Below are 15,609 nucleotides of genomic sequence, written 5' to 3'. Positions count from 1 at the left end.
CTTATTATCGCTTTATAAATTAATATTTAAACTAAACACATAGGTTTTAGCTAAGGGTAAAACGCCTGAAATTAAACTGGATTGATAATCAGTATCTATTCCATATTTGTTGAAAACAATGACACCCAGATTTCTAACTGAAGCAGATAAACTCATGCCTTTAATTACTTTTTTATTGATAAGTTTCTCTGGCAAAGTATAGCTTACACTAAGTTGTTCTAAGCGAATTTGGCTGGCATTTAAAACATTAATATCCGATTCCTGATAACGGGTTAATGATGCAGCAGTAAGATATTCCATCCCCGGAACATTTGTGTTTTGTTCGTCACCGGGCTTACGCCAACGGTCGTTTAACGATGCATCTGCGACCAGATAACCTCTGTATTGAGAATCTGCCTGCACTCCCAACAATGCATTCCGCAAAGCCTTATGACCGAATTTGTATGAGGTCATTAATGAGATATCGAAATTATAGATTCTGGCAGAAAATTGAGCACCTCCAAAATAGGGGGGGGAAGTACGTCCGGCATAAACACGTTCGTTTATAGTGGAAGCGTCATCGTTAATTGTGAGTATCTTACCATTTTTATCAAGCACCTGACTTTGACCTTGCGCATCTAAACCCGCAAATCGATATACAAATAAATTATCAATAGGGTATCCGTAAAGGTTGGGAATATTGGAATAGAAGACATAAGAAGGAGCTATTAAATCGCCATCTGTTACTTTGTGGGTATTATAGGCAAAATTTGCGTTTATCGTCAAACCATAATTTTTTAGGTCAAGAGCCTTAAGGTTTAATGTTACATCAACACCATGACCTTGCATTGATGATGCATTTTTTTGAATAGAAACAAAACCGTTTGTTGGGTTCACCAGAACATCTTTAATTAAATCAGAACTATGTTTGTCGTAATATTCAACTGTACCCGAAAGGATATTGTTGAAAAAGGCAAAGTCAATTCCAAAATTTAATTGTTTTGTTTTTTCCCATTTCAAATTCGGATTTGCAGCACTGTATATCATACCTGCCACAGCATTGGAGTATGGGTCATAATTCCCCATTCTCATTGCAGTATAGGGAAAAACATTGCGAACAATGTTGCCGTTAAATCCATAGGACAATCGAAGTTTCAACTGGTCAATAAAGCTTGCCTTCGATAGAAATTCCTCTTTCCCTATCATCCACGCCAATCCTGTAGAGTACATGGGTTTAGGATTGTTATTTGCATTTCTTCCGTAATAATTATAATCATCTAAACGGATGCTTCCACTAGCGGTGTATTTGTTTTTGTATGTATAGGCAGCGTTAGAATAATAAGATAAATAACGCTCTACATTAGCAGAGGTGTTAGTATAATCAATAACAGGTTCCTGATAGCCGTCTACATTATAGGGCATGGAGGCATTTGTGATTCCATAATCAATAGGCGAGTGCGTTTGTGTTTGATCGTTGTAACCATAATAGCGAAAAGTTTTGCCTTTACCATCAACACTTCTCAGTTCCGTTCCGGCAATAGCTGTAAACATGTGGTCCTTCCAGGTATTATCAAAATTTAATTGAGCCCTGTAACTTTTTTGTTTTGAAGACTCAATTGAATTATCGAATAAGCCTCCTTTTGGCAGACCATACACCAATTCATTATCTGCATTTAGTGATGTATAGTGGTTTACTAAGTCGCGGGCTGCATACGTATACTGATTGGAATAGTTATCTGTCGAATAAACGTTACTTTCATAACGGTAAGTCAAATCGAGCGTTAATCCTTTTGCTATTTTTGTATTCAGATTGGTCGAAACCTGTATAAGATCCTGATTAGAGGTGTTGTCACTATTATCTAATTCATCGAGTTCGTTATATCCCCAAGGTAGATAACCCAGGCTTTCAAGGTTTTTTACGCGTCCCGAAAAATATGCGGGGTATCGTTGAACCCGCTTTCCTGTTTCATCTACAATTTGATCAAAAGGATGCAATGTTTTATTTGCAGAATTCAACGCGTTTAGTCCGATACCATTTTTTTTATCCTTCAACCAGGTAGCATTAATCCTTGTAGTTAATGTAAAACGGTCATAGAATTTGAAATCGTTATTAGCTGTTATTGTAGCTCTATCCGATTGATTGCCTTTTGTGCTTTGCGCCTCTTTGGCATACGAACCATTTACATAATAGCTGGAATTTTCGTTTCCTCCCGTAAGAGAAATATTATATTGCTGCATCCATGGGTTGTTCAGCAAATATTTATCTACCTGATTAAGACCATTTCTATTGCGCAGAATATTGAGTTTCGCATTCAAGGTTGCATCGTCTATTTCTCCTCTTTTATTTTGGAAAATAAGTTCAGAAGCTTGATCCAAAGGTAAGGGTTGCGGCACATTTATTTGATCTTGAATTCTACCCAAACCAATCATTTCCTGAACATAATCTATTGTTTGAGAAGAGTTCAAAGTTGAAAATTTTTTCAAGTCAGGTTTTCCTGACATAGATAAAACTGTTGAGAAGTTGATAGACACAGGAGTGTTTTTATTGCCCTTTTTGGTACGAATAACAATAACACCGTTAGCCGCGCGTGCTCCCCAAATTGAAGCTGCTGATGCATCTTTCAAAAAGGTTATATCTTCAATGTTTTCAGGGTTTAAAGTTGTCAGGTCAAAACTGGTTGGAAACCCATCAATAACTACTAAAGGAGAACTGTCAGCGTAAAACGATTGTAAGGAATTAATCCCCCTTATATTCAAAGCAGACCCTTCGGTATGTTCGTTTCGATAAGTAAAAGTTCCATCACCATGGCGCGTATCAACAAGTAATCCCGCAACCTGACCTTTAATTTTGTCTAATACTCCCGGCGATTTGGCAATTGACAGCTTTTCTTTGCCTATATGACCAAACGATCCGGTAGATCGTTCCTTTGAAACAACCTGGTAACCATTTGAAACAACAGAAACTTCGGAAAGGAGTACACTGTTTGGAGTTAATGAAACATTGATCACCCCACTAGCCGTTGCTTGTACCTCTTTTGGATTATAGCCCAGATATGATAGTATCAGAACGTCTCCCTTTACTACTTCAATTGAATATTTACCATCCACATCCGTAATGGTTCCTGTATTACTGCCTTTTACGCGGATGCTAACTCCGGGTAATAATTCTGACCCTGCATCAGTTACAGTTCCCGAAATTAAAATGGAGGAAGAATTTGCAGCCTGCTCTTTATTCTTTTTTACGATGAGAATGTTTTTACCAGCGGCTTCGAAAGTTAAGGTGGTGTTGGCAAGCAAGAGATTCAATGTGGCTTCAACCGTTCGGGTTTTCTTCTCCACCGATATGTTTTTATACTGACTAACCTGATCGGCAGAATAGGACATTTTAAATCCCGAAAGCTCACCGAGTGTTTGAAGTCCATTGTCGAGCGTTTGGTGTTTAATTCCAAACGAAACTTTGTCCGTCAAGCTCTGAGCACTTAATCCTATGTGTAGAGACAGCATCATAACAAGAAGAAAACTTATTCTGGTTATACGCATCGGGGGTGTAACATTGTAACGATAAGCTCTATGATTAGCCCTAGTTGAAAACGTCTTTTTATTGATTACAAATTCAAATAAAATTGATATTATCTTTTTCTTTTTCATATCTTTGCAATGAGTTTAAAAAATAGTAATGCACTGTTTTTTCTTACCTCCTTTTTAAATCCCTCCAATGCTTCTCAGGGCGGAGGGATTTTTTTTAGTGTCGTTTGAGGCTATTGTTGCCGACATTCTTATTGAGTTTAATTATACTGCATTTTGTGACACCCTTTTATTAGTTAGTATTATCTGTTCTTTTTATTGTTACATTATTCTTATTTATTTCAAAATCACAATTGGAAGTAATCTTACACAATACGGTCAATACATCTTCAATACTTTCCGTTCCGCTAAATGAAGTTACAATGGAAGTACCGGCTATCTTTTGATCGGGTATTTCAATGTTTACACCGTATCGTTTACTCAGCGCAGACGCGATGGAAGAGAATGGCACATGGTCGAATTCTAAATCTTGCTTGGTCCACGTATTGACAATCGTTCCGGCATCCACCGTTTCATGTTTCGCTGTACTAGCTTCGGTATTATAGCTCACACTTTGATTTACACTCAGCACAGCCAGTAAGCGCGAGTCGTTTTCCACTTTTACCCGTCCGCGTGTCACTGATACGGTTACATCTTTTTGGCCTGCCCATGCCTTTATATCGAAAGCAGTACCTAGAACAGTAGTTTTTACCGACCCGGTGTGAATGATAAAAGGTTTTCTGGAATCATGCTTTATGTCGAAATAGGCTTCACCCACAAGGGTTATTTCGCGGGTTTTTCCTGTAAAAGCCTGAGGATAATTGATTGTACTTCCGGCACGCAGCACCACAGTACTACCATCAGATAATACAACATTACGGGTAAATGAAGCAGGTTGTTGAGGTGAAATCATTGGAGTCTTTGCAACTATCTTCTCCGAAGCGGGGTTTCCCGATTTCTGCAAGAATAGTCCCAGCGATAATAAAATCACAACAGAAGCTGCTACGGCAGCAATCGTCCTGAATCGGAATATGAGCGGTTTATTTTTCAATGGCGCTGTTTCCTCAGCGGCAGAAGAAGTCAGAATACCATGTAATATCCGTTGGGTCTTATTCTCAGACAAAACTGATTTAGAATTGTAGTTTTCCCATTGCTCTAACAGCTGCGATTTTAGTTCTTCATTTCTAACAGCATCAATAAGCAAAGCCAGTTCTTCTTTCTCTTCGGCAGTACACTCCTGAGCAAAGTATCGCTGCATCAAATAATTTAATCTATCGCTTTTCATTACAAAAGTTCTATTAGCAAATTGGTATTAAAACAGGAAATTTTAATACAAAAGGTTATTATACCTTTGCATTTACTATTAAGACGGATGAAAAGAGATAATGTCTAGTCTATTGTAGATATTTTTCTAGAATAAACTAAATCCGGCTAAAAAAATCCAATAAATGAAGATATTTCCGGGGTAAGAATATGAGAGAAGTTTACGGATATTTCCCATTGCCTGACTCATATGGTTTCGGATAGTAGAAACAGAAAGATTTAATTCTGAGGCTATTTCCTCATATTTATAACCATCTTCGTTATGAAGAATGTAAATACGTTTTTGCTGAGGCGGCAGTTGATCAACTGCTTCTTTTATTTTTTCGCGAATTTCTTTATTTAACAAAGATTCTGCAGGATTCGGACTAAGAGCTTCCTCATTTATAAATTCAGAGGAATGTGCAAGCGTTTCTTTTGAGAATCGGCGAAGTTCATCAATTGCCTGATTCTGTGCCATGCGAAAAATGAACGCATTAATATTTTCGATGTCGGCAATATTGGCTCTGTTTTGCCACAGCTTCATAAAAACATCCTGAACCATATCTTCTGCACGAACCGATGAATTTGTAAGAACCATTGCAAAACCCAACAATTTATCTTTATAGGCATAAAACAAGCTGGCAAAAGCCTCCTCGTCTCCTTGTTGGAGACGTAAAAGAAGTTCGGCTTCCGTACTTCTTTGTTGACTGTTTTTACCCTTTATATTCATCTTAAACCTTACAGAAAATCAATTCTGAATGCGCAAAATTACTAATTATTCTCGATTTGCTTATTCTTTTGCCACGCTATAACTATTTTTATCGTAAATATGACAAGTAATACGACCTTAATAACTAAAAAATGACACTAACAAGAACACAACAACTACAATACCTTTTCCAGTGTCGTTTTATTTTGAGGAAGATCACTTGCAATAACAGTTACCCTGGTTCCTCCGGGCAAACTATTCTGTTCTGTAGCAGTATACGTCCAATAAAATTCATTTTCAATATCCTCCACAGCCTCATCTGATTCCAGTAACACCCCATTAGCACCTTTGATAGTCACAAGAACTCTGGCAACTTTAAAATTATCCGTTGCTTTAACCCTGATTACAGAGCCAACCTGCCCGGTATAGTTACTAAGGTCAATTTCCTCAATAGTAGGCGCATTCAGATAATCAGCAACAGCTACGTTGAAAGCCGTTTGTCCGCCCGATGTTTTTTGAGCATAAAGTGACTTTAGGTCTGGATTTGCTACGACAGACTTTCCGTACATCACAGCCTGCTGAAATCTATCATTCACTTTCTTTTTTGCTTCAGTCGGAGCGACTTTATGCGGCGAAGGAGCCGCCGACACAAATACCTTTCCATCCTTCTTGCGTCGACGAAATACCAGATTGCCTATTTTGCCACTCAGTCCTTCGATAACTATGTTACTCTTTGATCGTGCCATTAGGAGACTTTTTATAAATCGACCATAAAGATAATAGAAATAAGAATAACTCGTTTATTGTATACTCATCTTCTATTCATTTACCGCTCATCTATCGCTCATCTACCACTATTTCTATATTATTGGACTATCTATTCTCCATCTAGCAATTATTCAAATTGAGGATATAGTACCAATGAAACAATTCACTAACCCAGGAAATAAATCCTGACAAAACTATCTACTAACCGATAAATGCATAGTCTGAAACAGGCTCTACTCCAAGTCCAAAATTACACCCAAATACAAAAAGGGGCAATAACCTCTATGAGGTAATTTGCCTACCTTAAAAAGGGTATCTTCTATCCATAAAAAGCAGTTGATTCTCTGGAAACAAAAAAACAGGTTGATTAGAATTATCAACCTGTTTACCTTCTCTTGTATTATCGTTTACATTATCTCACCGCTTCCCACACAAATCCGCGATTCGGCATCGTACACCACCCCAAACTGTCCCGGTGCAATCCCCTGCAATCGCTCTGTTGATATTAAACGATAACCCTCGGGGGTCTGAATAATTTTCCCCTTCGTAAAGTCGGGCGTATGTCTTATTTTAAAAGTCACATCAATTTCAGATCGCCGATTTTCCCACGGATTGTCGGTAATAAAATGAAAGTCGCGCATAGAGAATTCGTAACCATACTGCGCTTCAGCATCAAATCCTTTTGAGGCGTACACTATATTAGCCGCTACATCCTTCTTTATCACATACCATGGGCCTCCCGAAAGTCCAAGCCCCTTGCGTTGCCCAACCGTATGAAACCAATAGCCGTTATGCTTCCCTAGAATTTTGCCTGTTTCCAATTCCACAATGGGTCCAGACTTCTCGCCTAGATAACGACGAATAAAATCATTGTAATTCACCTTCCCCAGGAAGCAAATGCCCTGACTATCCTGACGCTTAGCACTGGGTAGATTCGCTTTGGTGGCTATATCACGCACTTCATTCTTCATCAGGTGTCCAATCGGAAACATGAGCTTTGAGACTTGTAACGAATTGATCTGAGCAAGAAAATCGGTCTGGTCTTTTATCGGATCTTTCGCGGTAGAAAGGTAAACTTTTCCGTTCTTCTCAAGCGTAGTGGCATAATGTCCGGTAGCCGTTTTATCAAAATCTTTACCTACCCGCTGTTCAAACACACCAAACTTAATGAGCTTGTTACACATCACATCCGGATTGGGAGTCAATCCCTGTTTCACTTTTTCGATGGTATATGAAACCACATTGTCCCAGTAATCCTTATGTAAATCAACCACATCAAGACTACAACCATACTTACGGGCAATGAGCGATGCCATTTCAATGTCTTCTTCCGATGTACAATGCAATAGCTCATCATCATCCATACCTATCTTTATGTAAAACAACGATGGTGTATATCCTGACTCTTTCAACATATGCACCACCACCGAGCTATCAACTCCTCCTGATAGTAAAGTAGCTATATTCATTCTAAATTTATCCTGTTCTTATAATGCATGGTTTGTTCCATGCTTAATATCAAATATAATACTCAGCCATATCCACTATACCTGCTCGCATAGCATACTTGGTAGCTTCGTGTACATTATTTACTTCTATTTTGCGAAAGATATTCTTGCGGTGAGTCATAATGGTATGAACACTAACATGTCTTTTGGACGCTATCTCTTTAGTAGTTTTTCCTAACGCCATCTCCTTCAAAATCTCTTGTTCAGTAGCAGTCAGCAAGTTTTTGAAGCCTTGATTTTGTATATTTCTGCTGTTATCAAGTAATATATTACTCACATGATTACAAATAAAACGATTTCCTTTTAAAGCTTCCTTCAAAGCACTCAATATCTCATCCTTTGAGCCATCCTTCATCAACACACTAAAAGATTGCGTGTTATAAAGCAAAGTACGCATAAATTCATCGCTCAGTGCGTCCGAAAACAATATCCAATCAACATTCTCGAATCTCGCCTGAAGTATCAATAATTCGTTTGCGCTTTCAAAATCGAATAAGGTATAATCAAGTATAACCAGAGCATTTGGATAATTGACCAGTAGTGAGATTAAGTCTTTTTTATCCGTTGCTTCGGCTATCACCTGCCCGTCCGATATCCCCTGAAAAAGATAGTACCAACCGGCAATAGAAATATCCTGATTATCAGCAAGAATTACATTTCTCATTTATAGATATTTATTTAAAGTTATGCTTAAAAACGCAATGCGTTGAATATCCACAATAATATAATTACGAATACAGCTGCAAAAGTACTGTTTTCTACGTGTTTAAATCCTATCAATATAAAAAAAGACGACAAACAGTCGTCTTTTTTTATATTTTATAATGTTTTCTAATTTGTGGAAACAAATTTATACCATTAATACTCCCAAAGATCCTGTTCAAAGTTCATCAATTCGGTTTCTAATCGATCTTGTTCTTTTTTAATCTTAACCGGATCAACAACATAATCTAAAAGCATTCTGTTGAACATATTACTATCACCGAGCAAATAACTTGAATATAGCTTTTGAGCAAAAAACTCATCATAAGTCAAACGTTGAGTCTCATTACCGTTAGGAATGACATACTGTTTTGCTAAATACGGACGAAGTTCATCAAACAAGAACCAACATAAAACTGATTCCTGAAAGTATTTTATCGATTTTTTTGATTTGGTATTATCCGGATGCAATGCATATAATGGAGCTATAGCCATTATCTGAGAATACATTCTGGATGTATGTTTATCAAAGAAAACAATCTCTTGTACTAAAAATTTAAACTGATTCTTTACGTAGTTATAGTATTGGTCAGTGTTTACTTTAAGTTCTTTTGATACAGAATCTTGTTGAATGAGATTATTATCATTATCATTATCGTAGGCAAACACTTTTGACAGTTCATCACCTACAAGTTTATCTTCTTCATGAAACTGCGGCTTCAAGTCTCTTGCATTACGTCTGTAGACAGTAATTCCATCAGTAATAGCATCAAGCATTACACGAAACAAACTACGATACTCGTCACTTGCACGCATTGGAAAGTAAAGTTGATAGTTCTGCTTTTCACGCATATCTATTACCCTATATACCACCCGAGACCACCTAACATCATCGGCTCGGTGATTTACTTTAGCAATAGTATCAGCCAAAGCATCCAACTCAGTAGTCTGGAGCCTTACGTTTCCTTTACTATCAAAGAATGGCACTTGGTTAAGCTGCGCTTTCATTACGCTTGGTATAGCTGTAAAGAGTATGATTAAAGGAACAATCAAATATTTTTTCATATTTATATCTCTTAATTTGTTCAACAATTTCATGTATCTAAATTTGTACTTGTATTAATCCTAAGCTCCGGACTTTTCCATCGGGTCCTACTGCTTTTATATTTTTAAAGGTTATCAGATCTCCACCTTCCAGTCTGTCAATATCACTTAGCATTCTCGCAGATAATCTTGATCCACTCGTTGACGCTGACCCTACTGGAGTCACCATCGTGAACGATTGTACCGTGAAGTTGGCTTTTATCAATTCATCAGCTCCATAACTTGCGACAATACCCACTCCGGACTTTAAGACTCTCTTGGTTAGCGCACCATCCTGAAGTAATCTGACAACACCACCGGCATCAGTATATTGTAAAAATGATTTTGGATCGGGGATATATTTTACCCGATACGCTCCACCACCCATTGGTAATTCTTTTCCGTCTATCTTCGCATATACAGAGATATTAATTTCACCATCCTGTGTCGGACGAATAATATATCTTCCGGCCACTTTTTGAACTGTTCCACCACTGACCCTTACTGATACATTATCTGAAGCTACACCCGGTACAGAGATACCAAATTTATTATCAATCCCGCGATAGACTACATTCAAATCTTCATTCGAAACTGTTGCCGAAGGATCACCAACAATATAATCACTCTTGAATGGATACGTCTTTATCGATCCATCAGTCATTGGTAACTTTATAAATCCGGAATAATTAAATGAACCGGATTTAGCACAATTTATATCGTAGATGCCGTCTTTAATTCTTGTTGACCCAATGTAATATTCAGGTGTTTTTGTCGAATCCACAGCCGAAAGAACTATTCTTGAACTATATTTTCCTCCGCGAATTACATACCTCGAATTCGGCACCACTAAAGCCGTAATTTTATTTACCCTGAAATCCAACGCATCGGTTTGTCCTTTCAGATATTGTACCACTTCAGCTTCCGATGTACGTATATCACTCTGATACTTAGTCAATATCGTAACCACTGCCGAAAGCGGCATTCCCTCAAAGAGAGCAACATCCCAAGGTTTACCATCTTTGGTTTTTTTAGTCGAGAATATGGCTTCATACATCTTTTTCTTAGAGGGGTTATCCGCCGATAACTTAATCAAAAAATCTCTATAATCCTCAATCTTCTTTTGAAGTATCTTTCCGTTGCCATTATTAATCCCGTATTCCGCAGCTTTATCCAGATTATCTTTTGCGATAATCTGCTTCACATAGGCGCTGTCATTAGCCTCATCGCTGTCGGCAAGTTTGATAATCTTTTTTTTGAAATCCTCTATATATTTATAAATTTCATCCGATTTCTGCTTTACCACCTTGGCTTTATCAAGCCATTCTTTCACTTTTTGAGGATTATCAGCATTTAAAGCTTCAAAATCGGCATATAAAGATTTATTTCTGGCGTCTGAAGACTCAATGGTTTTATGTAAACTATTATCCACCATAGTAAACCCATTCAGGATTTCGCTTGATACATTCAATGCCAACATTGCTGTAAGCACCAAATACATCATACCAATCATTTTTTGTCTGGGCGTTTCAGGACAATTTTTTGCTCCACTCATTAGAAAACTCTTTAAAATTTAAGATCAAAAAAAATCAACATTAGTTACTTAAAGCGTTTAGCATATTACCGTAAACCTGATTTAAGTCGGCAACCTGTTTAGCAAGCTTCGATGTGCCTGTCTTGAAGTTTTCTGTTTCTTCAGCAGCAACAGTTGTTGCTGTTTTCATTTTTTGAACGTCTCTAACTACTACATTCAAATCCTCATTCACCAGGCGGATTCGTTCAGTTTGCTGAGTTAATCCTTCCGACTGTGCCTGAATATTTTTCAGTTGAATTTCATAAATAGAATTTATTGAAGCCAGATTCTTATTAATATCCTCAACTTTTCCGGCATACAATTTAGTATTTTTCTCAACGGCATCCATACTGGCCGAAATTCCCTGATATGAAGTGGCTAACGTACCTGTGGCTCCATTAAGAGATTCCTGACTCTTGATAAACTTGCCTGTAGTTGCTGACGCCTCATCAATATTCTTTACGAATTGTTCAGTAGCACCAATTACACTTGAAAGACTTGAAAATTGCTGTGCTGTAGCAGTAAGATTTTTTATTCCTTCTGAGAGTTTCTGAACATCTTCATCATCAATTGTTTGATTATAATTGAGTCCAACTGCTCTTGCAGGTGCTGCTGATGTTCCTGTATTTACGTTTTGAGATACCTGATTATTAGCACCTACTGTTCCGTTTCCATCAAAATCATACACTTTATCCCAATCAAATTCCTTATGCGGTTTATCAAAGATACCTAGAGCAAAAAGAAAAGCTTCCACGGACATACCTATACCCAACATAGTACCGGCTCCTGTTAAGTGTAGAATCTTAAACATAGCCCCGATAATTACAACAGAAGCTCCTAAACTATAAGCGGCACCTACTTTCTGCTTTGTTTCAGGGGAATTCCACCACAAATCAAATTTTGAAACATTTTCAGACATATAATTCTTGTTTATTAGATCAATTTAGATTATTCACCGTTATATGAGCGAACGCAACGGAAACCAATATAAGGTCGGCTTTCATTTTGGTACTCGTAATCTCTGACACCACATTGCAGAAAGTATGCAATATCTTTCCACGAACCTCCCTTGATTACTTTGCGCTTCATCACATCCGGATCACTGTTCTTAGCATTATATTGGAAACTTGGATTCATATCCGATACAACTAAGCTACTTGAACCATCATAAGCAGAAGAAGTCCATTCAGCCACATTACCTGCCATATCATACAATCCGAAATTATTAGGAGGGTACGAAGCAACTTTCATTGTTGTAGCTCCCATATCGTCGGTATAACTACCTCTCATTGGTTTGAAGTTGGCTAAGTAGCAACCTTTCTTGTCGCGAACATAGTTTCCTCCCCATGGATAAAAAGCCATTTTACGGCCACCACGAGCTGCATATTCCCATTCAGCCTCTGTAGGTAAGCGATAATCCTGACCTCCAATTGTATTTACATTATTGAATAATCTTGTTCTCCATTGAGAAAATGCTTGAGCCTGTTCCCAGGTTACACCTACAACCGGATATTGTGAGAATCCCGGGTGAGAGAAGTACATGTGCATCTTAGGGTCATTATACGAGAATTGGAAATCGCGAAGCCACATGATCGTATCAGGATATACATTTACAATGCGGGTAGAAATCAAGTCTCTTCGGGTTGTCAATTTTCTCTCAATAGTTTTATTGACGATAATACCGTTTTCCACATAAGAAGTATCTACACGCGCCTTAGCATTAGCCGGATATGCACCTGTATTTACATTATATTTGTTTCTTGGTAAAGCTGCCTGATCATAGTTAATCCATTCGTACTTGTATTGCAACTTTCCGGGATCGATTTGTCTTTTACCGTGTAATCCATTTTCGTTTTGATAGTACAAACTTGCTAAAACGGTTTGAACTTCTTCATCCTTAGAGTTCCATGGTATTTTTGTTTTCCAGTTCAATCGGGCAGTCTCAGGAGAGGCATCATCGTTCTGGTTTTTAAATTTCTGGCGAAATTCATCTTTTCCTGCCACTACTAAAGAGCGTAAAGCAATAGAATCACGAACATAATAAACAAATTGTTTGTATTTGTCATTAGTTATTTCAGTTTCATCCATCCAGAATGCATCAACTGTTACATTTATTGATTTCTTATTTATTTCTCCAAGAGCTGATTGATCGTTTGGCCCCATCATAAATGATCCTCTTTTTATGAACACCATTCCATATGGCTGAGCTTCAACAAATGAGCCTTTGGTTCCAAGACCCGTCACTTCACCTGCAGGTTTGTTGCAAGCAACCAACAACAAAGTCAGTACAATAATTGGCAGATTTTTTTTCATTCTTATGTGATTTTATTTTTTAAAATAAAAATTTTAATCTTAGTAGTTTTCGTTTCTTACAAAAAAGAGTTCAACACTCTATAATATCCTTATACTCTTGTATTTGCTATTTTTCTTGCTGAATATATATTCAAAACTGTACATTAGTAGTATCTCATGCGACCCTGAACTAACTCTAATAATTTGAGAAGTAGGAAGATCATATGAATACCCTATTGATAATCCACTCGCAATATTCACTCCCGCCAAAAAAACAACAGCATCCTGAAATCTATACGATAATCCTCCCCAGTATTTGTTGTCATACTCCATCCGCCCGGTCAGGTCGCATTGTACTGAAGACATATCAGTTTTAATCAACGTCGAGGGTTTAAAAACATATTTAGGGTTTGGTAAAATCCAGTTATATCCTCCGGTAACGAATAAAGAACCAGTCTGTTTGAATTTGGTTTTTGTACCCCACGATACTGTTGGATTATTTAAATGCAAATACGATACACCGGCATAAAAACTTGGTGTAGAATAAAACGCACCTAAATTCAAGTCAAAGCTCATCCCAACTACAGCTGTTTTCGGAATCTCAGGGTCAGCGGTTATATTGTGATACTCGCCCGTTATAGAACGCACACTATCTCCGCGAAATCCTAAACTCACGAATCCAAAGTCCGCACCAACACTTACCAAGCCAGTTCCCAATTTCCGTTTGTATGCATATTGCAAATGCGCGCTTTGATTGGTAAAAAGTCCTGCCTTATCATCGATAAATCTAATACCAACGCCCTGTAGTACATTCCCTATTTTTAAGGGAGAATTTACACTAAAGACAGTTGTTCGTGGTGCATTTGGCATTCCCACCCACTGAATTCTGTGCTGCCCAACAATCTGAATCATTCCACTTTCACCTACCGCCGCAGGATTAAATGATGAATTGTGAAACATATATTGACTTAGTTGAACATCAAATTGTGAATAAGCCGAACCTATATTAAGGAGTAAAATAAGAAAACAGAATACTACTTTTTTCATAGGAATTTCAGCTATTTTTCACTCTACTTTACTCAACAAAGAACGATTAAAGCTAAGACACCTTTAATCAAACTCTAAATCATCAAAAAAATTGTTTACATTAACCTATTTGTTTCAAAAAAAACAAATATTTCTCTCAAAACTCACCGTCTTGAGTCATTAAATTGTTATTTTACAATTGATTAATATTCCTCCTCGTTGAAGAAAAAGTCTTCTTTACTTGGATAGTCAGGCCAAATATCTTCAATACATTCATAAATTTCACCCTCGTCCTCTATTTCTTGCAAGTTTTCAATAACTTCCAGAGGCGAACCTGAACGCATAGCGTAGTCAATAAGTTCATCTTTTGTGGCCGGCCAAGGCGCATCCTCTATTTTAGACGCTAATTCTAAAGTCCAATACATAGTCAGCTCAAAGTTTTAAGTAAATAAGTTTAGCGTAATTTTTTAATTTTGTGCAAAAATAGGAATTTTTTTTATTAATCCTGCTTTTTCCAATAAATTTCTTCCTCTCCTTTCTCTACCGTCAAATAGCGTGCGAGAGCAAAAAAGTAGTCCGACAGACGATTAATATATACAAACACCTCATTATCTATAAAATACACATTCCCAACATCCAAAAGTCTTCTTTCTACTCTTCTTGAAATTGTTCTACAAATATGACTAAAAGCCCCTGTTTGAGAGCCTCCCGGTAAAATAAACGAATTCAGAGCCGGTAACATGGCATCCAGCCGATCAATTTCTTTTTCAATTGCATCAATAACGTCCATTTTAAGGATGGACGCTTTTTGCAATGCTACTTTCGACGTATCAGTAGCCAGATAAGATCCTATTATAAAAAGATTATTTTGAATTGATCTCAAAAAGTCTCTGTCAACATCCGGAATATGGAATGTTGTAAGGGCACCAATGAACGAATTTAGCTCATCGACTGTACCGTAAGCTTCAATTCTTATATCATTTTTAGGTACTCGGGTACCTCCGATAAGTCCGGTCTGGCCTTTATCTCCTGTTTTAGTATATAATTTCATTTTAATGTGTTGCTTTAAAATCCAATATCGAATTGGATTTGTCATTGATTTA

Annotated in this window: 13 protein-coding genes; all 13 read right to left on the bottom strand. The window is 37.4% G+C overall.

Annotated elements, in window-relative coordinates; translation table 11 throughout:
* Window positions 1–12 precede the first annotated feature (12 nt).
* Complete coding sequence (locus PALPR_RS12555) at window positions 13–3,486, bottom strand: SusC/RagA family TonB-linked outer membrane protein (RefSeq protein WP_171805045.1); 3,474 nt, start codon at window positions 3,484–3,486, stop codon at window positions 13–15.
* 310 nt (window positions 3,487–3,796) lie between these two features.
* The gene (locus PALPR_RS15530) at window positions 3,797–4,828 is read right to left on the bottom strand and encodes a FecR family protein (protein WP_013446012.1); all 1,032 of its coding nucleotides are present in this window, start codon (window positions 4,826–4,828) and stop codon (window positions 3,797–3,799) included.
* A gap of 126 nt (window positions 4,829–4,954) precedes the next feature.
* Window positions 4,955–5,575 (bottom strand): RNA polymerase sigma factor, encoded by a 621-nt coding sequence (locus PALPR_RS12545; RefSeq protein ID WP_013446011.1) that lies wholly within the window; start codon window positions 5,573–5,575, stop codon window positions 4,955–4,957.
* A gap of 155 nt (window positions 5,576–5,730) precedes the next feature.
* Window positions 5,731–6,300, bottom strand: coding sequence for a hypothetical protein (locus PALPR_RS12540; RefSeq protein ID WP_013446010.1), 570 nt, complete (start codon window positions 6,298–6,300; stop codon window positions 5,731–5,733).
* A gap of 429 nt (window positions 6,301–6,729) precedes the next feature.
* On the bottom strand, window positions 6,730–7,791 hold the full coding sequence (mnmA, locus tag PALPR_RS12535; RefSeq protein ID WP_013446009.1) for a tRNA 2-thiouridine(34) synthase MnmA: 1,062 nt from the start codon (window positions 7,789–7,791) through the stop codon (window positions 6,730–6,732).
* A 49-nt stretch (window positions 7,792–7,840) separates the two neighbouring features.
* A complete protein-coding gene (locus tag PALPR_RS12530) occupies window positions 7,841–8,494 on the bottom strand; it encodes a response regulator transcription factor (RefSeq protein ID WP_013446008.1) in 654 nt (217 codons plus the stop codon).
* Window positions 8,495–8,688: 194 nt separating this feature from the next.
* Window positions 8,689–9,597 (bottom strand): type IX secretion system ring subunit PorN/GldN, encoded by a 909-nt coding sequence (gene porN / locus PALPR_RS12525; protein WP_013446007.1) that lies wholly within the window; start codon window positions 9,595–9,597, stop codon window positions 8,689–8,691.
* 37 nt (window positions 9,598–9,634) lie between these two features.
* Window positions 9,635–11,170, bottom strand: a complete 1,536-nt coding sequence (gene porM, locus PALPR_RS12520; protein ID WP_013446006.1) for a type IX secretion system motor protein PorM/GldM — start codon at window positions 11,168–11,170, stop codon at window positions 9,635–9,637.
* 40 nt (window positions 11,171–11,210) lie between these two features.
* On the bottom strand, window positions 11,211–12,107 hold the full coding sequence (gene porL / locus PALPR_RS12515) for a type IX secretion system motor protein PorL/GldL (protein ID WP_013446005.1): 897 nt from the start codon (window positions 12,105–12,107) through the stop codon (window positions 11,211–11,213).
* A 29-nt stretch (window positions 12,108–12,136) separates the two neighbouring features.
* Window positions 12,137–13,501: a T9SS ring complex lipoprotein PorK/GldK gene (gene porK, locus PALPR_RS12510; protein WP_013446004.1), complete on the bottom strand. Its 1,365-nt coding sequence runs from the start codon at window positions 13,499–13,501 to the stop codon at window positions 12,137–12,139.
* A gap of 78 nt (window positions 13,502–13,579) precedes the next feature.
* Entirely contained in the window at window positions 13,580–14,527 is a 948-nt protein-coding gene (locus PALPR_RS12505; RefSeq protein WP_013446003.1) for a PorP/SprF family type IX secretion system membrane protein, read from the bottom strand.
* Between the two features lie 182 nt (window positions 14,528–14,709).
* The gene (locus PALPR_RS12500) at window positions 14,710–14,931 is read right to left on the bottom strand and encodes a DUF2795 domain-containing protein (protein ID WP_013446002.1); all 222 of its coding nucleotides are present in this window, start codon (window positions 14,929–14,931) and stop codon (window positions 14,710–14,712) included.
* Window positions 14,932–15,005: 74 nt separating this feature from the next.
* Window positions 15,006–15,602, bottom strand: a complete 597-nt coding sequence (locus PALPR_RS12495; protein ID WP_013446001.1) for a cob(I)yrinic acid a,c-diamide adenosyltransferase — start codon at window positions 15,600–15,602, stop codon at window positions 15,006–15,008.
* Window positions 15,603–15,609 lie beyond the last annotated feature (7 nt).

The organism is Paludibacter propionicigenes WB4 (assembly GCF_000183135.1).
Lineage (GTDB): Bacteria > Bacteroidota > Bacteroidia > Bacteroidales > Paludibacteraceae > Paludibacter > Paludibacter propionicigenes.
The sequence above is the reverse complement of the archived record's forward strand: the minus strand, read 5'-3'. Positions and strand labels throughout refer to the sequence as shown.